Source organism: Caballeronia sp. KNU42 (assembly GCF_053760385.1).
Genome location: NZ_CM132388.1, coordinates 1,108,034 through 1,132,889, shown reverse-complemented (window position 1 = coordinate 1,132,889; position 24,856 = coordinate 1,108,034). Strand labels below are relative to the sequence as shown.

17 protein-coding genes are annotated in these 24,856 nt (G+C 63.5%); 11 read left to right on the top strand and 6 right to left on the bottom strand.

What is annotated here, in order from left to right; all coding sequences use genetic code 11:
• Positions 1-94: 94 nt before the first annotated feature.
• Positions 95-2,035: a response regulator gene (locus ACSOSP_RS04980; protein ID WP_455309874.1), complete on the top strand. Its 1,941-nt coding sequence runs from the start codon at positions 95-97 to the stop codon at positions 2,033-2,035.
• Positions 2,036-2,093: 58 nt separating this feature from the next.
• Here ACSOSP_RS04980 and ACSOSP_RS04975 read toward each other — a convergent pair whose 3' ends face one another.
• Positions 2,094-2,906 (bottom strand): ABC transporter permease, encoded by an 813-nt coding sequence (locus tag ACSOSP_RS04975; RefSeq protein ID WP_455309872.1) that lies wholly within the window; start codon positions 2,904-2,906, stop codon positions 2,094-2,096.
• Positions 2,903-3,577: an ABC transporter ATP-binding protein gene (locus ACSOSP_RS04970; RefSeq protein WP_455310854.1), complete on the bottom strand. Its 675-nt coding sequence runs from the start codon at positions 3,575-3,577 to the stop codon at positions 2,903-2,905. Before ACSOSP_RS04970 ends, ACSOSP_RS04975 begins: the two co-directional genes overlap by 4 nt.
• A gap of 178 nt (positions 3,578-3,755) precedes the next feature.
• Here ACSOSP_RS04970 and ACSOSP_RS04965 point away from each other — a divergent pair, with 178 nt between their 5' ends.
• The 10 genes from ACSOSP_RS04965 to ACSOSP_RS04920 all read left to right on the top strand — a co-directional run bounded on the left by ACSOSP_RS04965 (position 3,756) and on the right by ACSOSP_RS04920 (position 17,701).
• Positions 3,756-6,182, top strand: coding sequence for an AsmA family protein (locus tag ACSOSP_RS04965; RefSeq protein ID WP_455309870.1), 2,427 nt, complete (start codon positions 3,756-3,758; stop codon positions 6,180-6,182).
• 209 nt (positions 6,183-6,391) lie between these two features.
• Positions 6,392-6,664, top strand: a complete 273-nt coding sequence (locus tag ACSOSP_RS04960; protein WP_035564930.1) for a helix-turn-helix domain-containing protein — start codon at positions 6,392-6,394, stop codon at positions 6,662-6,664.
• The gene (locus ACSOSP_RS04955) at positions 6,661-7,992 is read left to right on the top strand and encodes a type II toxin-antitoxin system HipA family toxin (RefSeq protein ID WP_455309869.1); all 1,332 of its coding nucleotides are present in this window, start codon (positions 6,661-6,663) and stop codon (positions 7,990-7,992) included. Before ACSOSP_RS04960 ends, ACSOSP_RS04955 begins: the two co-directional genes overlap by 4 nt.
• Positions 7,993-8,558: 566 nt before the next feature.
• Positions 8,559-10,187 carry a methyl-accepting chemotaxis protein gene (locus ACSOSP_RS04950; protein ID WP_455309868.1) on the top strand — a complete coding sequence of 543 codons (1,629 nt, stop codon included), beginning with the start codon at positions 8,559-8,561 and terminating at the stop codon, positions 10,185-10,187.
• A gap of 39 nt (positions 10,188-10,226) precedes the next feature.
• Positions 10,227-10,694 carry a chemotaxis protein CheW gene (locus tag ACSOSP_RS04945; protein ID WP_455309867.1) on the top strand — a complete coding sequence of 156 codons (468 nt, stop codon included), beginning with the start codon at positions 10,227-10,229 and terminating at the stop codon, positions 10,692-10,694.
• Positions 10,691-12,250: a CheR family methyltransferase gene (locus tag ACSOSP_RS04940; protein ID WP_455309866.1), complete on the top strand. Its 1,560-nt coding sequence runs from the start codon at positions 10,691-10,693 to the stop codon at positions 12,248-12,250. Before ACSOSP_RS04945 ends, ACSOSP_RS04940 begins: the two co-directional genes overlap by 4 nt.
• Positions 12,243-13,091 (top strand): chemotaxis protein CheW, encoded by an 849-nt coding sequence (locus ACSOSP_RS04935; protein WP_455309864.1) that lies wholly within the window; start codon positions 12,243-12,245, stop codon positions 13,089-13,091. Before ACSOSP_RS04940 ends, ACSOSP_RS04935 begins: the two co-directional genes overlap by 8 nt.
• Entirely contained in the window at positions 13,088-15,472 is a 2,385-nt protein-coding gene (locus ACSOSP_RS04930; protein ID WP_455309862.1) for a hybrid sensor histidine kinase/response regulator, read from the top strand. The genes ACSOSP_RS04935 and ACSOSP_RS04930 overlap by 4 nt, the downstream gene beginning before the upstream one ends.
• A gap of 27 nt (positions 15,473-15,499) precedes the next feature.
• Positions 15,500-16,537: a chemotaxis-specific protein-glutamate methyltransferase CheB gene (gene cheB, locus ACSOSP_RS04925; protein ID WP_455309861.1), complete on the top strand. Its 1,038-nt coding sequence runs from the start codon at positions 15,500-15,502 to the stop codon at positions 16,535-16,537.
• Positions 16,538-16,573: 36 nt separating this feature from the next.
• On the top strand, positions 16,574-17,701 hold the full coding sequence (locus ACSOSP_RS04920) for a diguanylate cyclase (RefSeq protein ID WP_455309860.1): 1,128 nt from the start codon (positions 16,574-16,576) through the stop codon (positions 17,699-17,701).
• Positions 17,702-17,747: 46 nt separating this feature from the next.
• Here the strand turns inward: ACSOSP_RS04920 and ACSOSP_RS04915 are convergent, their stop codons facing one another.
• From ACSOSP_RS04915 to ACSOSP_RS04900, 4 genes are all read right to left on the bottom strand, one after another.
• The gene (locus tag ACSOSP_RS04915) at positions 17,748-18,644 is read right to left on the bottom strand and encodes a hypothetical protein (RefSeq protein ID WP_455309858.1); all 897 of its coding nucleotides are present in this window, start codon (positions 18,642-18,644) and stop codon (positions 17,748-17,750) included.
• Between the two features lie 340 nt (positions 18,645-18,984).
• The gene (locus tag ACSOSP_RS04910; protein WP_455309857.1) at positions 18,985-20,460 is read right to left on the bottom strand and encodes an efflux transporter outer membrane subunit; all 1,476 of its coding nucleotides are present in this window, start codon (positions 20,458-20,460) and stop codon (positions 18,985-18,987) included.
• A complete protein-coding gene (locus ACSOSP_RS04905) occupies positions 20,457-23,666 on the bottom strand; it encodes an efflux RND transporter permease subunit (RefSeq protein ID WP_455309855.1) in 3,210 nt (1,069 codons plus the stop codon). The genes ACSOSP_RS04910 and ACSOSP_RS04905 overlap by 4 nt, the downstream gene beginning before the upstream one ends.
• Complete coding sequence (locus ACSOSP_RS04900) at positions 23,663-24,829, bottom strand: efflux RND transporter periplasmic adaptor subunit (protein ID WP_455309854.1); 1,167 nt, start codon at positions 24,827-24,829, stop codon at positions 23,663-23,665. The genes ACSOSP_RS04905 and ACSOSP_RS04900 overlap by 4 nt, the downstream gene beginning before the upstream one ends.
• Positions 24,830-24,856: the final 27 nt, after the last annotated feature.

The following is a 24,856-nucleotide window of genomic DNA, read 5'->3' as shown; positions in this document are numbered from 1 at the left end:
GTAGCGGCCCGGGCCCGCTGGTCCTTTCGTTGTTTTGCCCGATGCGACCTGCCCGGCAGTATCGCGTGCGCCGGTTCGCCTGAGTGCCCTGACCATGCAGCCTTTGCACCTGCTTCTCGTAGAAGACAACGCGCTCGACGCGGAACTGACCCTGACCCAGTTGGAACGCGCCGACTATAAGGTCGACGTGCAAATCGTCTATACGGAACAGGGTTTCATAGCGGCGCTCGAAACGTCCGACTTCGATGTGATCCTCGCGGACTTCGTGATGCCGGTGTTCTCCGGCGTCGAAGCGTTGACAATCGCCCGGGAGCGCGTGCCGCATACGCCGTTCATCTTCGTCTCCGGCGTGCTCGGCGAGGAGCATGCCGTCGACATGCTCAAGCGCGGCGCCACCGACTATGTGCTCAAGCAACGCATGCAACGGCTGCCGGCCGTCGTGCGGCGCGCCCTGACGGAAAGCGCCGAGCGCCAGCAGCGTATTGCAGTCGAACGCGCGCTGCGGGAAACGGAAACGCACTTCCGCCTGCTGGTCGACGCGCTGAAGGATTACGCGGTCATCACGCTCGATCAGAAGGGCAGGATCCGGACGTGGAACGCGGCATCGCAGCGAATTCTCGGGTTCGCCGCGCTGGATGTTGTCGGCCAGTCCGCCGAAGTTTTCTACGGCCAGGAAGATCGCGACACCCATGTGTTTGCGCAGGAACTGGAGACGGCGCAACTCGATGGCAGTGCGAGCGACGACCGCTGGCTCTGGCGCCGCGACGGGCGCTCGTTCTTTGCGTCGGGCGTGACCACCGCTATTCGTGCCGATAACGGCGAACTGATCGGTTATTCGAAGATCATCCGCGACGTCACCGAAGAGCACATGGCCGCCGATGCCTTGCGCGTGGCGAAGGAGCAGGCCGAGACCGCGAACCGCGCGAAAGATCACTTCCTGGCGGTGCTGTCGCACGAATTGCGCACGCCGCTGACGCCGATCGTCGCCGCCGTGCGTTTGCTGGAGATACGCCACACGCTCCCCGCCGACGCCCAGGCAACGCTCGAACTGATCCGGCGCAATGTGGAGCTGGAAGCGCGCTTGATCGACGATCTGCTCGACCTGACCAGCATCGCGCGCGGCAAGCTTTCACTGAACTTTACGAATGTGGAGCTGGAGACGCTGATGTCGAGCGCGATCGATATGTCGGAGTCCGATCTGCGTGGCAAGTGCCTGACGCTTGAAACGACCTTGGGCGCCACCTCCACGCTGGTTTTCGGCGATGCCGCGCGCTTGCAGCAGATCGTGTGGAACCTGATGAAAAACGCAGTGAAGTTCACTCCGGCGGGCGGGCGTATTGCGGTGCGGATGTGGAATCCGGATGCGTCGACCATCGCGATTTCGGTCTCTGACAACGGTATCGGGATCAGCGCCGAAGCGTTGCCGCGGATCTTCTCGGCCTTCGAACAAGCCGATGATTCCATCACCCGGGCGTTCGGCGGCCTGGGTCTTGGCTTAGCTATTGCCAGCACGCTGGCGTTGAAGCACGGCGGAACGCTGACGGCGCAGAGCGACGGGCGCGACAAGGGCGCTCGCTTCACGCTGACCCTGCCGCTCGTCAAGGCCGGGACGGAAGATGAAACGTCGCCGCTCGCGGCGCAGGACACCGATGAGATCGTGCGGTCGCTGAAGGTGCTGCTCGTCGAGGACAACGAATACACGTCGTCTGCGATGGCGCAGGTGCTGGAGGTGCTCGGGCATCAGGTCGGAGTGGCCACGACGGTCGCCGAGGCGCTTGCTTTAGCCCGGGGCGAAGTGTTCGATCTGCTGGTCAGCGATATCGGTTTGCCGGATGGCAGCGGACTCGAGGTCGCCCGCGCGTGGACCGAGTTGCAGCCTGGAAAACCGTCGGTCGCCATCACCGGCTATGGCATGGACGAAGATATCCGCCGATGCCGCAATGCCGGGTTTCAGGACCACCTGACAAAGCCGGTCGACTTCGCCCGGCTTGAGTCTCTGATTCATGCGTTGGCGCGGCGGCCGGGCGGCGCTTAGTGCGCGAGCGCACCGGCTTGCACGGGACATCGCTCTGTCCGCATCGTCTGCGGCTCTTTTATCCGCGCTTCGGCTTTTTCCTCTCCACGAGCTTCGACGCCATGAACCGGTGTTCCGGCGAGAACAGCCGCTGGTAGGTCAATAACACCGCGCCCACCGTGCCGAGTGCCGATGAAGCCGCGATGAAAAACATGATGACGATCTGATAACGGACCGCCTGCAATGGCGACTGGCCCGCCAGCACCTGGCCCGTCATCATGCCTGGCAGACTGACCAGTCCTACTACCGTCATCTGGTTCAACGTCGGGATCATGCCCGCCCGCACGGCCTGGCGCGCCGGACCTTGCGCGGCTTCCCATCGCGTTGCACCGAGCGCGAGCGACATCTCCACCGTCCCTCGTCCCGCGGTCAGTTCCTCTGTCATTCGTTCGATGCCAAGCGACACACCTGTCAACGTGTTGCCGAGGATCATGCCGAGGATCGGTATGGCGTATTGCGGCTCGTACCACGGATGAATCCGGATCACGACGAACAGTCCCACCGCGGCCACCAGCCACGAACTCACCCAGATCGACACGACGCTATCCGCCCGCTGCCCAGCGTAAGTGCGCCTGCCGCGATTCGATGCCGACAGTCCCGCTATCAGCGTCATCAGCGCCATCAGCGGCAATACGACGTACCAGCGTGAAAACTGGAATACCCAGCCGAGCACGTACCCGATCGCGAGCAGTTGCACGACAGTGCGCACCGCCGCCCACGCCAGCTTGCGCTCCAGGTCGAGCTTCAGCGCAACCGATAACGCCCCGTTCACCACGATCAGCGCCGCCGCGATCCCGATGTCGAGCAGGCTGAGGTTCTGATAGCCGCTCATGACAATGTCCCCGCGGTCATGACTAACTGTCGTTCGCCGACGCGTTGCGCCTGCGCCGGATCGTGCGACACCCAGATGCTCGCGCGTTCGCCCGGGCGCTCGTCGAACCAGGCGCTGACGAGCGCTTCTATTTCCAGCGCGGAAGCGGGATCGAGCGACGCCGTCGGTTCGTCGAGCAGCAGCACGTCGGGGGCAACTTGCAATACGCGTATCAGCGCGGCAACCTGCGCTTCACCACCGGATAGCTCGCTCGCGCGTTTATCGAGGAAATCGGCTTCACGGCCCGCTCGCCCGGCCAGCTTGACCACCCGCTCACGATCGAAACGCGCATCGCGATACACCTTCAGCGAAAACGGATAACGCAGGTTGTCTTCCACGCTGCCATCGAGCATGGCCGGGCGTTGTGCGATGTAAGCCACGCGCCGCCGGTATGCCGGAATAGCTGCGCGCGCGATGGTCTTGTCGCGCCACTGGATCACACCGTCATCGACAGGATCGAGCAGCGCAAGCGCACGCAGGAACACACTCTTGCCTGAGCCCGACGGCCCGGTGATCACTGCGCGCTGGCCTCCGGACAAGCTGAACGTGGTGGGGTGCAGCAAGACAGCGTGGCGCACCGGGTCGTAGCGGGTGAGCCCTGTCGCGCGAATCAAGGGCGTGTCGGCTGGCATGGACATGGCGGAGACAAGCTCGCGGAATGATCTCGGAGCGCAATCATAAATCAACGCTGCTTAGGTGGTTCTTAGGTTCGCGGGGCCGCCGGTCTTGCCCGGCATGGGGAACTGGCCGGTATCATCGCCGGGCACGCGACGTGCTGTGCGGTTTTCAAGAAATACAGAGGGAGCCACTATGGCGCTTGGCCGGAAAATCGGAAAAACAGTCGCCTGGATCGTAGCGATTCTGATCATCTTGATCGCGGTGCTGGTGATTGTGTTCCTGACCTTCGACTGGAACCGGGCCCGTCCCTGGGTCGACGATAAAGTCTCGCAGGCCATCGGCCGGCAGTTCGAGATTACGGGCGACCTGAAGGTCGGCTGGCAACGGCCGCCCGGGGAAACCGGCTGGCGCCGCTGGGTCCCGTGGCCGCGATTCTCGGCGCAAAAAATCACGGTCGCCAATCCCGACTGGACCAAGCAGAAGTTTTTCGCGACCCTGGACGAGATCGATTTCCAGGTCGAGATCCTGCCGCTGCTCGCGCACAACATTGTGATTCCATCGATCAACCTGGTGAATCCTTCAGTTGATCTCGAACGCCTCAAGGACAACCGCGATAACTGGACATTCAAGTTCAAGCAGTCGACCGAACCGTCGGAATGGAACCTTCAATTGCATGACATCGCGTTGAACCAGGGCAACATCGCGTACGCGGACGAGATCACGAAAGCGGACATGCAGGTTGTCGTGAATACGCTTGGCCAGATGATTCCCATCGGCGATGTCATGAAGCAGCAGGAAGCGGCATCGCAGAAATCGTCAACCCAGGTGGTCGGTAAGAGCGGGGCGGCCAAGCTGAACCAGCAAGTCGATAAAGCGGCGGCTTCTGAGGCCGCCGCTGCATCCGAGGCGTCAGCCGCTGCCGCTGATGCGGCGAGCGCGCCGAACCCGGCGAGCGTTTCGGCGAACACCAGCATCACCACGAAGGAAGGGCCGAAGCCGCCCGTGCCGCCTTATGGCATCGGCTGGTCGGTGAAGGGGAAATACAACAGCGTGGCGGTGTCCGGCGACGGCAAGGTCGGCGGCGTGCTCGCGCTGCAGGACGCCATGCGCCCGTTCCCCGTGCAGGCGGATGTTCGTATCGGCGACACGCATATTGCTTTTGTCGGGACCGTGACGGACCCGGCGCATCTTGCCGCGCTCGATTTGCGGCTGTGGCTGCAGGGCGTGAGCCTCGAGCATTTGTATCCGATCGTTGGGGTGACGCTGCCGGCAACACCGCCGTATGCAACGGAAGGACGGCTCGTCGGCCAGTTCAAGGCTGACGGCAATGTCTTCAGGTACGAGAACTTCACCGGGCGCGTGGGCGGCAGCGATGTGAACGGCTCGCTCACGTTCGTGGGACGCAAGCCGCGGCCCTTGCTGTCGGGCGAACTGGTGTCGAACCTGCTGCAGTTCTCTGATCTCGCTCCTGTCATCGGCGCCGATTCGAACGCGAGCAAGGCGAAGCGCGGCGACTCGGCGAAGCAACCGTCTTCCAAGGCGTTGCCGACCGAGGAATTCAAGACGGATCGATGGAAAGCGATCGATGCCGACGTGAAGTTCACCGGCCGCAAGATCATCAAGGACCCGGCGCTGCCGATCACGGACCTCTATACGCATGTGGTGATGAACGACGGCGTGCTGTCGTTCGAACCGCTGTCTTTCGGGGTGGCGGGCGGGACGCTGTCGTCGAATATTCACCTCGACGGCAGCAAGGAGCCGCTCGAGGGCCGTTTCTCGACCTCGGCGCGGCATCTGAAGCTCAAGGAGTTGCTGCCGACCGTCAAGACGATGCAGTCGGCGCTCGGTGAAGTGAACGGGGACGCGGCGTTATCGGCGACAGGCAATTCGCCTGCCGCACTCGCCGGAACCGCGAATGGCGAAATCAAGACGCTGATCACCGACGGCACGGTGAGCCGGCTGTATATGGAAGCGGCGGGACTGAATGTGGCGAATGCGGTCTACGAAAAGCTCTTCGGCAAACACGACGTGAAGATCAACTGCGCGGCGGCGGACTTTGTCGCGACCGATGGCGTGCTGGAGTCGCGCGTGTTTGCCCTCGATACCGACGACGCCGTGATCAACATGGACGGCACCGTCAATCTCAAGACCGAGGAGATGGACCTGAACATTCATCCGCATACGAAGGGTTTCCGGGTGTTCTCGCTGCGCTCGCCGCTGTACGTGAAAGGGACGTTCAAGGACCCGCATGTGGGCGTGAACGCCGGCGCGCTCGCGGTGCGTGGTGCGGCGGCGGTCGGGCTCGGCCTGCTTAACCCGTTTGCTGCGCTGATCCCGTTGATCGCGCCGAGCAACAACAAGCCGTTGCCATGCACGCAAATGCTTGCCGACATGCGCGCCCTGCCGTCTGCGCCCCCGCCGGGGCAGAAGCAAAAAGCGAAGGGCGCACCGGAGTATATGGAGCCAGGCGTGGCGAATCCCGCGGCTGCGTCATCTCCGCCTCCGTCTTCATCGCCCGACAATGCGAAGGGTGCTAACGGCGCCAAAGGGGCAACCGGTGGCCCGACCCGGCCGGGGGCGTCCACGCCGGCCAGTGCGGCGCTTTATCGCGGAAGCTGATAACCGGCAACGGGATTGGCCGATTCGTGCGATGGATCTCTGCGTTGCCGGTTTCGGTTGGAAATGCGCGTCTTGACGCGCATTTACCTATATTCTGTGTAGTTTGCGCATAATAATGCGCAATTCAACGAAATCGATCAGCAAAAAATCAACTATATAAATGCGCGTAATAATGCGCAAAATATAAAAATAACCTATAATTGCGCATCATGACGCGCAAATACACTGATCCCATCAGCAACTTCGAGCGTGTGGCAGCGGAACTCCGCTCCCTTCGCCGCGAGCGACGCATGAGTCAGCAGACGCTGGCTGATCGCGCGGGCGTGGCACGGCGCACAATCACCAATGCCGAAGGCGCACAGAACGTCGGCCTTCACGAGTTTTGCCGGATCGCCAATGCGCTCGGCTACGACCTCACATTGCGTCCGAAAGATACTGTGGTCTTCGAAGATCTGGACTTCTTCTTCAGGGAGGACGAATGAGCACGCCGTCGCCGCTCAAGCCTGCGCCGCCATTCGACCTGGAACAACTCTTCGACAAAATCCGCCGGCTCGACGTCCACACGCCGCAGGGCATGGCCGGCCTGCTGGCGAAGGAGAGCACCTTCGTCTTCAACTATGGGGAAGTCGAACCGGACGCGGCCGTGTCACTGACCATGCCGGTGCGCCGCAAGAGCTACAGCAGCGGCGCGCTCATGAACGTGTTCGCGATGAATCGCCCGGAAGGTTATTTGCGATACATCATCGAAGAACGGCTGGCGCGCTTCGGCACTCCCAGCGACATGTTCCTGCTGTTCCTCGCCGGGCGAAACCAGATCGGCAGGCTCACTTATGCGCTGCACGGCCAGACGGTGCCTGAGGGCGAAGGCGAGCGGCTTGACGAGCTGCTGTCGTCGCCATCGGGACAATTGTTCGAGCGGCTGGTGAGCAAATATGCGCTCGGCTCGGGTATTTCGGGCGTGCAGCCGAAGACGGTGGTGCCGCTCGCGCCCGAGGTTCCCGGCAGTCTACCCGGCGTAGCGACGCTTGGCGTGGATAGGCCCGGCGTGGATACGCCCGGCATCGCCACGCTCGACGCACACGCGACCTTGCCGCTGACCACGGTGATCGTGAAGGCCGAAGGCGACGACTATGCGGGGATCGCGCGCAACGAATTCCTGTGCATGTCGGTGGCGCGCGAGGCGGGTTTCGACGTGCCGGATTTCTGGCTCTCCAACGATGGCCTGCTGTTCGTGATGGCGCGTTTCGATCGTGCGCCGGATGGTACGCCGCTCGGCTTCGAAGACATGAGCGTGCTGACTGGCAACGATAAATACCGCGGCAGTTACGAGATGATCGGGCGGGCGGTAGAGGTCTACACCGGTGATGATTTCCGCGCGCAATCGCTGCGGCTGTTCGAGCGAGTCGCGCTGTCGTGTTTTCTGCGCGATGGCGACGCGCACATGAAGAACATCGGCATTATCTATACCGATCCCACCGGGCCGCGCCGGCTCTCGCCCATCTACGATGTCGTCTGCACGGGCATCTATCCGTTGCTCGACGGCCGGATGGCGTTGAACCTGAATAAATCAAAGGTTTTCCCCGTTCCCGAGCAATTGATTGCGTATGGCGAGCGTCTGGGTCTGAAACGCGCCGAGGCAGAAGCGATCCTGCTGCGCATCGACCAGGCGTTCGACACCGTGGCCGAGCGCCTCAGCCAGGACGACCGCTATAAAGCCGATGACCTGCTTACACGGATCAGGGACGTGATCCGTCGCACCGGCGCGATTCCTGTCGCTCGGGCGAAACGTCCGGCGTTTCGTCTTCCCTGAAACGTCAGCGCGCATAAGACGCTTTCGAGTCACAGGGTTTAAACCGTTCTGCATCAGCGACTTAAGCGTTGAGCCCCTTGCTTATCAACAAGCCTGCCCACAATTACTGGGGATAACTCGCGAGTCGTTGCGGGTTTGGCAGCGCGCCGAAATTACACGCAACGCGTGGCGCAAATCGGATCGATTCCAAACGGTGCTTATTTATCAACGACTTAAGAAGATAACCTCACGCTTGTCCACAGGTCCTTCAACAGATTGTGTGTACAACTTTGCTGGCTGAAACCATCGAATCCGTATGCCAGGCGCACTTTGAAGCGGCGCCTGAAAATCGTTTCCGTTCAACGCGTTCCGGGCTTTGTCAGCAGGTTGTCAACAGGGTGGTCCCCAATTTCTGTGCACAACTTTGGCCGGTGTCGGCGTCCGGCTAGTAGCTGACGGACAAAAGCCTGCATTTATCCGCAAAGCATTTCGTTTTCCATCTTAAAATTGCGCCGCACCCTTTTTGATCCGGGTGCCGTGCGCCCGCTGCCGGCGCTGAAGCACAACCCTACTGAAAAGGTTCATGCGTGAAGCAGTTAACCATTCGAAAACGAATTCTTGTGAGCTTTGGCGTGATCCTCGCGCTGATGCTGTTAATGGCGGTCTGTTCGTACATCCTGCTTGGCGAGATCGACCGGGAGGCGCGCAGCCAGGAAGAGGATTCAACGCCGGGCGTCTATCTCGCGACGACGATCCGTTCGGCGTGGTTCGAAAACTACACGGTGACGCAGCGCCTTATTTTTATCGATACCGAGCCTGACCAGATCCGCCGCGACACGCAGCGCATCGCGGAAACCCGCGACTCGCTCGACAAGCTGCTCGACCAGTACGCGCCCACGGTTTTTGAAGACACCGACCGCCGTATCTTCACTGATTTCAAGCAGCAACGCGCCCTCTACGCGCCCATCCAGGCGCAGATCCTGGCCGATGTGCCCACGTCGAAGGCCACAGCCGCCGCGGCCTTCAACACCCAGCTCACGCCGGTCTGGGAAGCGGGCCGGACCGTGGTGCGGGCGCTCGTCGAGCACAACAACGAGCAGCAGGTGAGTTCGTCGAAGAGCATTCGCGAGTCGGTCAGCAAGGCTGAGATCACGTTGCTGGTGGTGGTGCTCGCGACCTTCCTGGTAGCGGCATGGGCCGGTTTCCTGCTGCTCCGGGCGATCGCCGTGCCGATGCAGCGGCTCGTAGAGGTCGTCGATGCGATGCGCACCGGCGACTTGTCGCAGCGCCTGCAGCTTGAGCGCGGGGATGAATTCGGCGCGCTTGGAGCGGGCTTCAATCGCATGACCGACGAACTGACCGGTTTGGTTGGTCAGGCGCAGAAATCGGCGGTGCAGGTCACGACATCGGTGGCTGAAATCGCCGCGACTGCCCGCGAACAACAGGCCACCGCAAGCGAGACCGCCGCCACGACGACCGAGATCGGCGCCACGTCGAGGGAGATTTTCGCCACGTCGCGCGATCTCGTGCGCACGATGAACGAAGTGTCCGGCGTGGCCGAACAGTCGGCGCTGCTGGCGGGCACGGGGCAGGTGGGCCTGACGCGCATGGAAGACACCATGCGGCTCGTGATGGAAGCCGCGGGATCGGTGAACGGCAAGCTCGCGATCCTCAACGAGCGCGCGAGCAACATCAACCAGGTGGTGGCCACCATTACAAAGGTCGCCGACCAGACGAATTTGCTGTCGCTGAACGCGGCGATCGAAGCGGAGAAGGCCGGGGAATATGGGCGCGGTTTTGCGGTCGTGGCGACCGAGATCCGCCGTCTCGCGGACCAGACGGCGGTCGCGACTTTCGATATCGAACAGATGGTGAAGGAGATCCAGTCGGCGGTCGCGGCGGGCGTGATGGGCATGGACAAGTTCTCCGAGGAAGTCCGGCGCGGCATGACTGACGTGCAGCAGGTCGGCGGGCAACTGTCGCAGATCATCCAGCAGGTGCAGACGCTCGCGCCGCGCTTCGTGATGGTCAATGAAGGCATGCAGACGCAGGCGACCGGCGCCGACCAGATCACGCAGGCGCTCGCCCAACTGTCCGAAGCCGCTCAGCAGACGGCCGAGTCGCTGCGCCAGTCGACGCAAGCGATCGACGACCTCACGCACACCGCCAACGGCCTGCGCACCGGCGTATCGCGCTTCAAGGTAGCGACATCATGACTCGCGCGCTTTCCGATTATTCGTTCGGCCGCTGAGACCATGCTCTTCATCCAGTTCACGCTCGATAACGACCGCTACGTGATCGACAGTTCGCAAGTCGAGCGCATGCTGTCGCTCGTGCCGCTCAAAGCGATGCCCGGCGTGCCGGATTGGGTCGCGGGCGTGCTGGATTATGAAAATATGCCGGTGCCGGTTATCGACCTGGCTGCGCTTGCACTTGGCCGGCGTTCGCACGAACGTTTATCCACACGCCTGGCGCTAGTCTATTACCCGCAGGAAAGCCCGTCAGGCCTCGAACACAAGCGCCTCGGCATCCTGCTCGAGCGCGCCACGCGCACGCTGACGCTCGACGCCGCCACGTTCCAGCACGCCGGTGTCGAGGCGACTGACGCGCGTTATCTCGGGCCGCTTGCACGCGACGCCCAAGGCCTTGTTCAATGGGTTCGCATCGAGCACCTGTTGCCGGAGCACGTGCAGGCACAACTCTTCACGCAGAGCCAAGCATGAAGCACGTCCCTGTTTCAGATCAGGCCCGGCGCGCGACCGAGGCGTTTCACAAGACCCACGCGATGCATGAGAGCCGTCGCGAGGCGCTTGCGCACGCGCAGGTCATGCAGTTCGCCGGGCTCTTGCAACGGACGATCGGTCTGGACCCTGCGTCTATCGGAGAAAATGCGATCGAACGCGCCGTCTCGGACCGGTTTGCGGCGTGGCGCGCGTCAGGCGCCGATGGCCTGGACGAATCGCAGGCGACTATCGAGGCGTTCTGGCTCGTGGTGAACGGCGTGCCTGCGCAATTGCAGGGCTTGATCGAGGCGGCGGTCGTGCCGGAGACATGGTTTTTCCGCGATGCCGAGGCGTTCAACGCACTGGCGAAGCTCGCGCGGGTGCGCCTTCTCGACCAGCCGTTCAAGCCCGTGCGGATCCTGAGCATGCCGTGCTCGACGGGCGAGGAGGCCTATACCGCCGCCATGGCCATGCTCGACGCGGGGATTGCGCCCGAGCGTTTTTCCATCGATGCCATCGATATCAGCGGCCGCGCCCTCGACGTGGCCCGTCATGCGCACTATGGGAGTAATGCGTTCCGCAGCCGCGCACTCGGATTTCGCGAGCGTTTTTTCGCCAGGGCGGGCGATCAATGGCAGCTCTTGCCGGAAGTGACGGAGCGGGTTCGCTTTTGCCAGGCGAATCTGCTGACGCTCGACCCGCAGACGTTCGAACCCTTCGATTTCGTCTTCTGCCGCAACGTGCTGATCTATTTTGGCCGGCAGACGCAGCACATGGCCATGCGGGTGCTGGACGGCCTGCTCGCACCAGGCGGGACGCTGTTTGTCGGGCCCGCGGAAACGGGGCTGATGATGCGAGAAGGCATGGCATCGGCGAAGCTGGTGCTGGCTTTCGCGTTCCGGCGGCCGGAAGGTGAACCAGGGGACAAGCTGGCGGGCGGCGCCTGGCCGACGCCTGGCGGTGAGCGCGGCTTGAGCTCGGGCGAACAAGATTTGGGAGTGCGGCCACGCGCGCTCTACGCTGCCATCGCCAGCGCAGAGCGGGCAATGGAACTGGCCGCGCGGGCAGCGGCGCCAAAGGCGCCGGTTGCGGCGTCCATGCCGATAAAAACGTTTGGCGATCGGGCCGTATCGGCTACGACTCTGAACGATGCTCCCGGACGCTCATTTTTATTCGGCTTGCCTGGTGCCGGCGCGCCGTTCGCGGCGCCCGATGTGGCGGCCAACGCACAGGCTGCCGCCAAACCGGGCACGCTCAAACAAGCACAGGCACTCGCCGATGCCGGCGCCTTGCCCGAAGCCGCTGACATCGCGCGGACCTATCTCAAGGCGCATCCGGCCAGCGCCGCCGCCTACTACTTGCTCGGCGTGATCGCGGACGCGCGAGGCGAGCGAAGCGAGGCGAGAGGTTTTTACAAACGTGCGCTTTATCTTGACCCCGGACATGGCGAGGCGCTGACGCATCTTGCCGCCGTGCTCGGGCTGGAAGGCGATCATGCGGGCTCGCAGTTGTTGTTGGCGCGCGCTGAACGGGCATCGGGAGGCCGTCGTGAGTGATCCGCGCGACCGGTATGACGTAATGTTTGACGCGGATAAAACCGCCGGGCATCTTGAACCGGCTTCATCCCCGGACGCCCCATCGTCATTGCTTGCCGATATGGACGTCCCGATCGACGACTGCTGGAACCGCATCGGCGTTCGTGGCGACGGTTCGTGTCCGCGTCTGGCCGGATACATTCATTGCCGCAATTGTCCTGTCCACGACGCCGCCGCCGCGCGCGTGCTGGACCGTAAACAATCCGCCGATGCCGTGTTCGGACAAGATGTCCTGCATCGCGAAACGGCGCAGTCGCTGAGCGACTACGCGGCCCGCGAGGTGGATGCCACGTCGTGGCTCGTATTTCGTATCGGCGATGAATGGCTGGGTTTGCCCACCGCGATCTTCCAGCAGGTCGCCCAGTTGCGCCCCATTCACTCGTTGCCGCACCGGCGTCATCGCGCGGTACTCGGCGTGGTGAACGTGCGCGGAACGCTGCTCGTATGCGCGTCGCTCGCGCGCCTGTTCGGGATCGCGTCGGCGCTCGGGCAGGATGGGCGCAGGCCGGAGCAGCAGACCGGCCAGCACGGTATCGATGCCCGGGATCTTGCTCGCTTGCTGGTCATCGAGCCGGGCGCCGACGCGGGCGAGCGCGGCGATCCCGGCAACCCGATCGTATTTCCCGTTGACGCAGTCGATGGTGTGCATCGTTTTGCGCGCGCCGATTTCCAGGCGGTGCCGGCGACGGTCGCCAGCATGTCGGCGTCCCACGCGGTGGCCGTGATTGCGTGGAAGGGCGTGACGGTGGGCCTGCTCGACGCAGCCAAGCTTTTCGAGACATTGAACCGGAGCCTCACATGAGCGGCGCTGAAACGGGCCAGGGCCAGGGCCACGGTCAGGGGCCAAGCCGCGGCCAGCCTTCGCTCATCGACTTGTTTCGCGAGGAAGCGCGAACGCAGGCGCAGATCCTGAGCGACGGTTTGCTCGCGCTGGAACGTGCCCCGCGCGACCCCGTGACGCTCGAAGCCTGCATGCGGGCGGCGCACTCGCTGAAAGGCGCGGCGAGGATTGTCGGCGTACCGGACGGCGTGAGCCTCGCGCATGTGATGGAGGATTGCTTCGTCGGGGCGCAACAAGGGCGCGTGAGCGTCGATGCCGGCATGATCGACTTGTTGCTGAGCGGGGTCGACCTGATCTTGCGGATCGGCCAGGGGTCGGGCGACGAAACCTTATCTCAGGCGGACGTGGACGCATTCGTCGATGCTTTGAATGCACGGATGAACGGAGTTCCTGCGGCGGCGCCATCGGTTGTTGAAACACTGCAGTCTGACGCTGACTTCGATTTATCGAATGAACTGACGCTCCCAGCGCCGGTGGAAGAGGTGACGGAGCAAACGCAGGAAACCGTGGAAGCCTTGCCTTTGCAGCCGGCACGTTCCGCCGACCTGCGCGACCCGGCTCGCATGCTGCGCGTTCGTGCCGATACCCTCGACCGCTTGTTGAGCCATTCGGGTGAATCGCTGGTTGAGTCACGCTGGCTCAAACCCTTCGCTCAATCCATGTTGCGTGTGAAGCGGATCCAGCGCGACGCAAGCCGGGCGCTCGATCTCCTGCACGAATCGCTGTCCGAGGCGGCGACGTCGGCCTCGAGTTCTTCTGCAGCCCCGACCGTAGCGCTCGACGCGCGCACGCTTGATGCGCTGGATGAAGTCCGCCGTCTCAACGCAGAAGCGCATCGTCAACTCGGTGAGCGCCTGGCCGAGCTGGAAAACTACGACCGGCGCTCGACGCACCTGTCGCAGCAACTCTACGACGAAGCGCTCGAATGCCGGATGCGTCCGTTCGTTGATGCCACCGGCGGTTTTGCGCGCATGGTCCGCGACGTCGCCCGTTCGCTCGATAAACAAGTGCGCTTCGTGATGGCTGGTGAAGCGACCGAAGTGGATCGCGACATCCTGGACCTGCTCGAAGCGCCGTTGGGCCATCTGCTGCGCAACGCGGTCGATCACGGCATTGAAGCGCCATCGATGCGACGGGCTCTCGGCAAACCACCCGAAGGCACGATCACGCTGGAAGCCCGCCATAGCGCCGGTTCGCTTTTCATCAGCGTCAGCGACGACGGCGGCGGCGTGGACCTCGACGCGCTGCGCCGCGCCATCGTCCGCAAACGCCTGGCCAACGAGACCACGGCGGCCCGTCTTTCGGACGCCGAACTGCTTGAATTCCTGTTCCTGCCCGGCTTCTCCATGCGCGATACCGTCACTGACGTCTCCGGCCGCGGCGTTGGCCTGGACGCCGTGCAGGACGTCGTGCGCCAGGTGCGCGGCAACTTGCGCGTGACGCAGGATGCACTCGCCGGCACGCGTTTCGTGATGCAGTTACCGCTCACGCTGTCCGTGATCCGCAGCCTGATTGTTGAAGTGGATGGCGAACCGTACGGGCTGCCGCTCGCGCACGTCACACGCACGCTTGTTTTGCCACGGGCATCCATCGACCTGCTCGAAGGGCATCAGCATTTCGCGTTCGAAGGCCGGCGGCTCGGCATTGTCACGGCTCACCAGATCCTGCGTGCAGGGACCTTCGAGACCGCCAGCGACACCCTCAATGTGGTCGTGATCGGGCAGGGCGCGACGTGCTACGGCGTGGTCGTCGACCGCTTTCTCGGCGAGCGCATGCTGGTCGTGCAAACACTCGACAAACGCCTGGGAAAGGTACCGACCATCGCGGCGGGCGCGTTGATGGAAAACGGCGATCCGCTCCTGATTGCCGATCTCGACGACTGGCTGCGCGCGGTTGAAAAACTGGTCGTCGACGGCGAGCTCGGGCGCGTCTCGCCGGGCACGGCGCGCCAGGTTGCCGCCGCGAGAAAACGCGTGCTGGTGGTGGACGACTCGCTGACCGTGCGTGAACTCGAACGCAAGCTGCTGGCCGGACGCGGCTACGAAGTCACCATCGCCGTTGACGGGATGGATGGCTGGAACGCCGTGCGCAGTGAGCGCTTCGACCTGGTAATCACCGATATCGACATGCCGCGCCTCGATGGCATCGAACTGGTGACGCTCATCCGCCGCGATCCGCACTTGCACGAGACGCCGGTGATGATCGTGTCGTACAAGGATCGCGCGGAAGACCGCCAGCGGGGACTGGATGCCGGCGCGGACTACTATCTGGCGAAAGGCAGCTTCCACGACCAGACCTTGCTCGATGCAGTGCGCGATCTGATCGGCGAAGCGCAGTCGTGAGAGAACATTAAAAAAGAGAGGCGAACGATGAAGATCGGGATCGTGAACGACATGCCGTTGGCGGTGGACGCGTTGCGCGGGGCGCTTGCAACGCGGCGAGACTTCGAAGTGATCTGGGTCGCCAGCGACGGCGCGCAGGCGGTCGACTACTGCACGGCGCAGAAGCCGGACGTCGTGCTGATGGACCTCGTCATGCCGCACATGGACGGCACGGAAGCCACGCGGCGCATCATGCGCGCGACGCCGTGCGCGATCCTGATCGTGACGGTGGATGTGGGCGCGAATTCGTGGCGGGTCTACGAGGCGATGGGCGCGGGCGCGCTGGATGCCGTCGATACCCCGGTGCTCGCAGGCCCGGACGCAAAACGCGGGATCGCCGCGCTGACCGCCAAGATCGACCAGATTGCCGCGCAGCAGGCCACGAAAGCCGCCGCGAATCCGATTGCCGCCGCGCCACGTATTACCTCGGGCACCGACCTGCTCGCGATCGGCGCGTCGGCGGGCGGTCCGAGCGCGCTGGCGACGCTGCTCGCCGCACTGCCGGCCAACTTCGCGCCGGCGACGGTGATTGTGCAGCATGTGGACCAGGCCTTTGCGATCGGCATGGCTGATTGGCTCAACGAACAGTCGACGCTGCCGGTGCGCGTCGCACGCGAGGGCGACCGGCCGGAGCCGGGTTGCGTGCTGCTCGCGGCGACCAACGACCACCTGCATTTTTGTGGCGGCGGTAATCGGCTCGGCTATACGAAGGAGCCGGAGGCGACGCCGTACCGTCCGTCCATCGATGTGTTTTTTCAAAGCGTGGTGGCGCGCTGGAGCGGCAACGCGGTCGGCGTGCTGCTGACCGGCATGGGCCGCGATGGCGCAGCGGGTCTTGCCGCCATGCGTGCCAAGGGCTATCACACGATCGCGCAGGACGAAGCGACATCGGCTGTGTACGGCATGCCGAAAGCCGCCGCCGCGCTGAACGCCGCGGTCGCCATCCTGCCGCTCCCGGACATCGCGAATGCCGTGCAAAGGGCGCTCACATCGTCGCGTAAAAACACGTTCGTGACGCGTTCGTGACGCGCTCGAACTCGACTCAGAACAGGATTTTCAGTCATGGAACATCGAAACCCAGATCCGCTCGCAGAGCGCGCACGGCGCGAGCAGGCCGGCCCGGAATCCCGTCCGGAAAGCCCGGCGGCCCCCCTCGATGCAACTGCCGGTGAGCGCTCAGCCGCGGATCTGCTTGCCGATGCGCTGAATGCGCCCAGCGCCGCCGACAGCGCGGTCATGGTGCTGCTGGTCGACGACCAGACCATTGTCGCGGAAGCGGTGCGCCGCGCGCTGATGGATCAGCCGCGGCTGGATTTTCACTACTGCGCCAACGCCGAGGAGGCGTTGCGCGTCGCACAGGCCACGCGGCCGACCGTGATCCTGCAGGACCTGGTCATGCCGGGCGTGGACGGGCTGACGCTGGTGCGTCAATACCGCGAGAACGAGGCGACCCGCGATATCCCGATCATTGTGTTGTCGACGAAGGAAGAGCCGCGCATCAAGAGCGCCGCTTTTGCCGCAGGCGCCAACGATTATCTGGTGAAGTTGCCGGACACCATCGAATTGATTGCGCGGATTCGCTATCACTCGCGCTCGTACCTGAATTTGCTGCAGCGTGACGAGGCGTACCGCGCGTTGCGGCAGTCACAGCAAAAACTGCTCGAAACCAACCTGGAACTGCAGCGCCTGACCAATTCGGACGGGTTGACGGGTTTATCGAACCGGCGCTGCCTGGACGACTACATGAACGCCGAGTGGAAACGCGCGGCGCGTGAACAGTCCCCGCTCGGCTTCCTGATGATCGATGTGGACAACTTCAAGTCGTACAACGACACCTACGGCCACGTAGCGGGTGACGATGTGCTGAAGCTCGTCGCGCGCGCGATTGAGTCGAGCCTCAACCGTCCCGCCGATCTTGCCGCGCGTTTTGGCGGCGAGGAATTCGCGGTGGTGCTGCCGTCCACGTCGACCGGCGGCTTGCGCCTGCTCGGTGAAAAGATCCGCATGGCGGTGGAGGCGCTTGCCGTACCGCATACGGGTTCAGCCAGCGGGCGGTTGACGATCAGCGTAGGCGGCGTCATGCAGGTGCCGCAGCCGGCCGGAGACATGAAGCAGTTGATTGAAGCCGCCGACCTGGCGCTGTATCGGGCCAAGCGTGACGGGCGCAATCGGGTGGACATCGCCAATTGAACCGGGTCGCGAGCAGCGGTTGCGGTTGCCGTGCCCGTGGCGCCGTTCACCGATACCGCGCGCTTGCCGACACTGAACGGCACCATGCCCGCGAGGGCGCTTTGGCCGCTTTAGTCGCTCTTGCGCGCTTCATTCCCGAAGATCGCGGCGCGTTTGCGGTGCTGTGAAGAATCGGCCGCGACCGTCGATGCATCGGCCGGCCGGTTGCCAAAACCGTCGGCGATGCCTCGGCAAGTAAAGCGCCTCGAACTTCACCGACGCGTGGCAACCCGGCGTGGGGCGAGACCACGATCCCGGGGCGCGAGCCGGCGTCGAAGGCGGGAGAAGAAAGCGCTGGGGCAGGCGTCAAAACATCGTTCGATGCAACCAGCCCGATCCAGCGAGCGCTCCACGGATCGGCCGCCGGAGGAGGAGCGCTGTACACCGGCGCTTTCGCCGGTTCGCTTGGTTCAGCGACGGGCGTGCTGCGCTTGAGCCACGCGTCATGAGATGCGATCAGACCGGGCGAACGTCCGCGCGGTGTTTCATTCCAGTCGGAGCGGTCCATTGCGAGGGCGCGGGGCGTTTCCTGGCCGGTGGTTGCTACAGGGCTTGGCGTACTCTTCGTGACGGCCGGTCGCGGCACTTGCGCCGATGCAGACGGGGGCGACACTGATGACGCCGCGCGGCTTTGTCCCGGCGATATGAATCGATCGGCGGCCGGTGCACTCCAGGCATCGTCAATTGCAGGAGTGGGCGCCGAGGGGTTGCTCCATGGGTCGTCGGCCGTGGGTTGCGGCGCGACGTGACCGCTCCATTGCTCACCCGCGGGCACGCCGGCCGGGGCGGACTCTCCCGCGCGGGCCGTCGCGTGCATCAAACCAAAGGCAGCGCACGCCAGCACGACTTTTTCCAGTCCTGAATGAACGAGCTGAAACAGGTCACGGAGCGGTGAGCGAGACATGGCATTTCCCTTGAATACACGAAAGCTGGCAAGCCTATGGGAAATTGATGCCCGAAATAACGCGATTTATCTGAATAGTGAAAGGTTTCGGTGAAGAAGTTGAGTTGGCGGAAGGTTACGGAAGCATTTGAATGGCAGTGCGATGTTTGACCACTGTGAACTGTGACATTTGATGTGTTCGATCTGAGGCTTTCTCACGACCCAGCACGGATTGTCCGGTTGTCCTGATGAAGTGCAAAGGGCCATTCCGACTCGCGTCGGAACGGCCCTTTGCATGCGGCGCTTGCTTCGGTTTCTAAACTACCGGGTGACAAAGCCGAACGCGGCCCGGCAGCAAAGCTTATTTCGCTGCCTCCGTCGTTTTCGACGCGGCCGCAAGATTCGCCGACCCGCCGGCCGGAGAACCCATTGCCTGGAACAGCAACGCGGTATCGCTGAGACGTGCGCTTTCATAGCGGATAGCATCCAGCCGCGCATTGCGATACTGGCGCTCGCTCGCACGCGATGCCGAAGGCGGAATCGCCCCGAGCCGTTCGCGAGCTGCCGAATCCGTGAACGCGCTCATCGAGGTGCGGCTGGCGGTATCGGCGAAACTGAGCGCCTCGTTGTCCTGCTCAAGCGCCGCAAGCGAATCCGCCACGTTGCGGAACGCGCTCAGCACGGTCTGCTTGTATTGCGCCACGGCCGCTTCATAGCTCGCTTGCGCTGCGCGCTTCTGGGCGAGCAATGCGCCGCCATGAAACAGCGGCTGCGACAGCGACGCGCCTATGCCCCAGATCGTGCCCGCGCCGGACAGGGCGGCGGGCCAACTGAAACCCGCTTGTCCCATCGATGCCGACAGCGTCAGGCTCGGGAACATCTGCGCCGTCGCGACGCCGACTTGCGCCGCGGCCGCTTTGAGCAGCGCGTCCGCGGCCTGGATATCCGGGCGGCTGGCAAGCAGCTCCGACGGTACGACCACGGGCACATTACCCGGTACGGTAAGCGACGCGAGGTCGAGATCCGGCGGCGCCTGATCCGGCGTGCGGCCCAGCATCACGGCAAGCGCGTGGCGAGTTGCAAGCCACTGGGCCCGCAGCCCCGGCAGCGAAGCGGCGAGCGCGGCGGCGTTCGATTGCGCGTTGAGCGCGTCCACGTTCGACGCCGAACCGAGTTCGTAGCGACGCTGCGTCTCTCGTGCGTCTTCATTGGCGAGGACGATCAGCCGTTCGGTCGTATCGATTTGCGCACGCAACGCCGCCGCACCGATCGCGCCCGTGACGATGTTCGCGGCAAGCGCGCGGCGGGCGGCATCGAATTGCCAGGACTGGCTGTCCACCTGCGCGGCCAGCGCCCGGTCCGCAAGCCGCGCGGCGCCGAACAAGTCGAACGTGTATTGGGCCCGGACCTGGCCGACAAAGAGGTTGTAAAGCACCGTGGGCGGCCCGAAATTCGGCACGCCGATCGCACGCTCCCGGTCCGCCTGGCCGCCGAGATCGACGCTAGGCAGCATCGACGATCCGACTTGCGCCCGCAATTGCTCGCGCGCCGCAGCGAGGGTTTTGTCCGTCGCGGCGAGACTCGGGCTGTTGCGCAGGCCTTCATCGACGAGTGCGTTCAACGGGTCCGAACGATAAAGCTTCCACCACTCGGGCACGGGTTTCGCACCGGCGTCGAAATTCTGCGATACCCCTTCGGCCGTCACGGTGCGCGCCGGTTGTTCAGTCACACCGTAATGCGGCACCGGAGGCAAAATGGGCGGCTTCCCATCCGGACCAAAAGAGCAGGCGGAAAGGGCGGCTGCAACAACAAGAGCAGTGAGGACAGGGCGTGTCATGACTGACCTCCATGGCGGGCATCGGGTGCGCCCGAATCTTCAAACCCCGCGCGCTCATTACGCCGCACTCTGAACGAAGCCGCGTACAACGCCGGCAAGTAAAACAGCGTCAGCACGGTCGCGCTCGTGATCCCGCCCATCAGCGCGGTCGCCATCGGGCCGAAGAAGTTGCTGCGCAACAGCGGGATCAGCGCGAGCACGGCAGCGGCGGCGGTCAGCGTGATCGGCCGGAAACGCCGCACGGTCGCGCCGACGATGGCGTCAAAGCGAGGATGCCCCGCGGCGATGTCCTGCTCGATCTGATCGACGAGAATTACCGAGTTGCGCATGATGATCCCGAACATGGCGATCACGCCAAGCATGGCGACGAACCCGAACGGCTTGTGGAACAGCAGCAGTGCGAGCACCACACCGATCAGCCCGAGCGGCGCGGTCAGCACCACCATCATCACGCGTGCGAAGCTCTGCAACTGGATCATCAGGAGCGTCAGCACGACAATGGCCATGATCGGCATTTGCGCGTTGATGGACGACTGGCCTTTCTCGCTTTCCTCAACCGGTCCGCCCACTTCTATTCGATACCCCACCGGCAAGCCTGCGCGCAACGTGGTGAGTTTCTTTTCGATCGCACGCGTCACGTCGATACCTTGCGCGCCCGCCTTCACATCGGACTGCACGGTGATGGTCGGCTGCCGGTCGCGTTCCCAGATCACGCCGTATTCCAGATCGTTCACCACATGCCCGATCGTACCGAGCGGCACGGGGCCGTTCGGCGTCGGCATGGCCAGCGTGGCGAGCTTCGCCGGATCGACCCGTTCGCTTTTCGGCGCCCGCAAGTCGACGCTGATCAGCTTGTCGCGTTCACGATATTGCGTGACGGTATAACCGGTCAGTTGCATCGCGAGGAAATCCGATACGTCCTGCGAACTGATCCCGAGTTCGCGTGCCTTCTTCTGGTCGATATCGAAGCGCACCGAGCGCTCCGAGGGTTCGTCCCAGTCGTACTGGACATTCGCGGTGCCGGCGTCCGCGCTCATTTCGGCAAAGACCTTTTCGGCGATGCCGCGCACCGTCGGCAGATCGTCGCCGCTCACGCGGAACTGCACCGGATAGCCGACCGGCGGACCGTTTTCAAGTCGCGACAAACGCGTGCGCACGGCCGAAAACTTCTCGCGCAAGACAGGTTCGAGCCAGCGTGCGAGCTTCTCGCGATCCTCCACGGACTTTGCCGTAATCACGAATTGCGAGAAGTTCGGTTGCGGCAGTTGCTGGTCGAGCGGCAAATAAAATCGCGGCGCCCCTGTGCCGACGAAACTCACCAGGTGGTCGACCTCAGGCCGTCCTTCCAGCACTTTCTCAAGACGTTTGGTCTCGCGCAGCGAAGCTTCGAACGAGGCGCCTTCCTGCAGGCGGACATCGACGAGCAGTTCAGAGCGGTCCGAGCTCGGGAAGAATTGTTGCGGCACCAGCGTGAAGCCTGCCAGCGCAATCACGAACAGCACGAGCGTGATGCCCAGCACCACGAAACGCCGCTCGATACACCATGTCAGCCAGCCGCGCAGACGGGTGTAGAACTTCGTGTCGTAGATATCGTGTTCATGGTCGTGGGCGTGATGCGCCTCGCGCTTACGCTCGGGCAGCAGCTTGTAGCCGAGCAGCGGAATCAGCACGACCGCCGCGAACCACGACGCGATCAACGCAATCGCCGACACCTCGAAGATCGAACGCGTGTATTCGCCGGTGCTGGATTTAGCCAGCGCGATCGGCAGAAAACCGCCGACCGTGACAAGCGTGCCCGTGAGCATCGGGAACGCGGTGCTGGTGTAGGCGTACGCCGCAGCGCGCGAGCGGATCCAGCCCTGTTCGAGTTTCACCGCCATCATTTCGACGGCGATGATCGCGTCATCGACCAGGAGGCCCAGCGCGAGGATCAGCGTTCCGAGCGAGACCTTGTGCAGGCCGATATCGAAGAGATACATGAAGAGGGCCGTGACCGCGAGCACGACCGGAATCGAGATCACGACCACCATGCCGGTACGCACGCCAAGCGACACGAGGCTCACGATCAGCACGATGATGACGGCTTCTGCGACCGCTTCAAGAAAGTCATCGACTGACTTCGATACCGCATGCGGCATGCTCGACACTTCGTTGAGCACGAGGCCGGCAGGCAGTTGCCCACGCAACTCGGCCACCTTCGCGTCCAGCGCCTTGCCTAATTGAACGACGTCCTGACCCGGCTGCATCGTGATGCCGATACCCAGCACCGGCTTCTCGCCGGCACGCATCTGCGTGGCTGGCGGATCGAGATAACCGCGCTTGATGGTCGCGATGTCACCTAGACGGAACGAGCGCCCGTTGACACGGATCAGCGTATTGGCGAGCGCGGCCATGTCGGTGATCTGGCCGCTCGGGCGCACGAACACGCGGTCATCGGGCGTATTCAGCGTGCCGGAGGGCGCGACCGCATTCTGACCATCGATAGCCTGTGCAATCTGCTGCGGCGAAATGCCGAGCCGCGTGAGTTGCGTATTCGTTATTTCGATATAAACGCGCTCGTCCTGGTCGCCGAAATAATTGACCTTCGCCACGCCGGGCACGCGCAACAGGACGGTGCGCAGCGAGTCGGCGTAATCGTGGAGCTGGACCGGTGAAAAACCATCGCCTTCAAGCGTGTAGATGTTCGTGAAGACATCGCCGAACTCGTCGTTGAAGTAGGGACCTTGCACGCCTCTTGGCAACGTGTAGGCAATGTCCCCGACTTTCTTGCGCACCTGGTACCACTCTTCGGGAACGTCCTTCGCGGGCGCGCCGTCCTTCATCGTGAAGAACAGCAGCGACTCGCCCGGGCGGGAGTAGCTGCGCAGGAAGTCGGTGGCGGGCGTTTCCTGCAGCTTCTTCGCGATCTTGTCGGTGACCTGTTCCTGCATCTGCTGCGCGGTCGCTCCAGGCCAGAAGGTCTGGATGACCATCACGCGGAACGTGAACGGAGGGTCCTCCGATTGCGCGAGCCGGGTGTACGCAAGCACGCCGAAAATGGTCGCCATCGCGATCAGGAAGACGACCAACGCCTGATGCCGCAAGGCCCACGCCGAGAGATTGAAACTGCCTTCCTCGTGACGATAATCGCCCGCCGCGGCGGCTGCAGCGTTGGCAGCGGCTTTTTCCGAAGCGGCTGCCGCTGAATCCCGTTCGTTGTCGCTCATGACGCGAAGTCTTCCGGATGCAAGGGCGCGACCACACGCACTTTCTCGCCGGCGGAGACGGTATGGACCCCCTGCCAAACCACGCGGTCCCCGGGCGTGATGCCGTTGGATACCGTTACCGTGCGCTCACCGTATCGGGACACGTCCACGCGCCGCAATTCAAGCGAGCCATCCGCTTTCACGATCCAGACCGCGGGCAGCTTACCGGCGTGAAACAGCGCGGTGGAGGGCAGCGTGAACGCCTGGCTCGACGCCGCGGATGCCTCCGATGCAGCCACTTGCGCGAACGCCACGTCGGCGGTCATGCCAAGCCGGACTTCCGGCGTGGGCGCTTCAAGCGTCATCCTCACGCGATAGGTACGGCTTTGCGGATCGGCGGCGGGCGACACTTCGCGCACGCGCGCCGCGAACGGTTTGCCTCCCAGCGCGGCGAGCTTCACGGTGGCTTTCTGGCCGACCGCGAGAGACCCGAGCGTGGTTTCCGGCACGTCCGCCACCACGTCGATATCGCCGCTCCACGCGAGGTTATAGACGGCTTGTCCCGCCGATACATTCTGTCCGGTGTCAGCCTGTTCAGTCGTGATGACCCCGGCGCGGTCGGCCACAAGCGTGGTGTATTTCAGCTGATCGGCCGACAACGCCGCCTGTGCCTGTGCCTGGTTGCGCTGCGCGAGCGCTGCGGCGTAGCCGTTTTCGGTTTGTTCGAGCTGTGCGCGGGCGATCAGGTTTTCCTGGGCCTGGGCTCGGTCGCGGGTGAGTTGCTGCTCGGCAAAGGTGAGCTGATGCTGTGCGGCTGACAGTTGCGCGGCGGCGCTCGCGGCGCTTTTGGCGTTATCGGCGGGATCGAGTTTGGCCACGATCTCGCCGGGTTTCACGCTGTCGCCCAGACGCACACGGCGTTCGATGATCTTCCCGCCCACGCGAAACGACAGCGGGGTCTGGTAGCGCGCCTCGATAGTCGCGGGCAGCGACGACAGCGCCGTGTGCGTGTCGGCGACGGCTGCCATGGCGACCACCGGACGCAGCGCCACGGGTGCCGCTTCTTTCTTGCCACAAGCGCTGAGCGCGACGACAGCCGCGACGCCCAATGACCAGGCAAGAGTGCGGCGAGCACGCAAAGATCCCGACCCGGGCAACTTGAACGACACTAAGCTGAACGACATCAATCGCGATCCGAGCGATGAAAATGA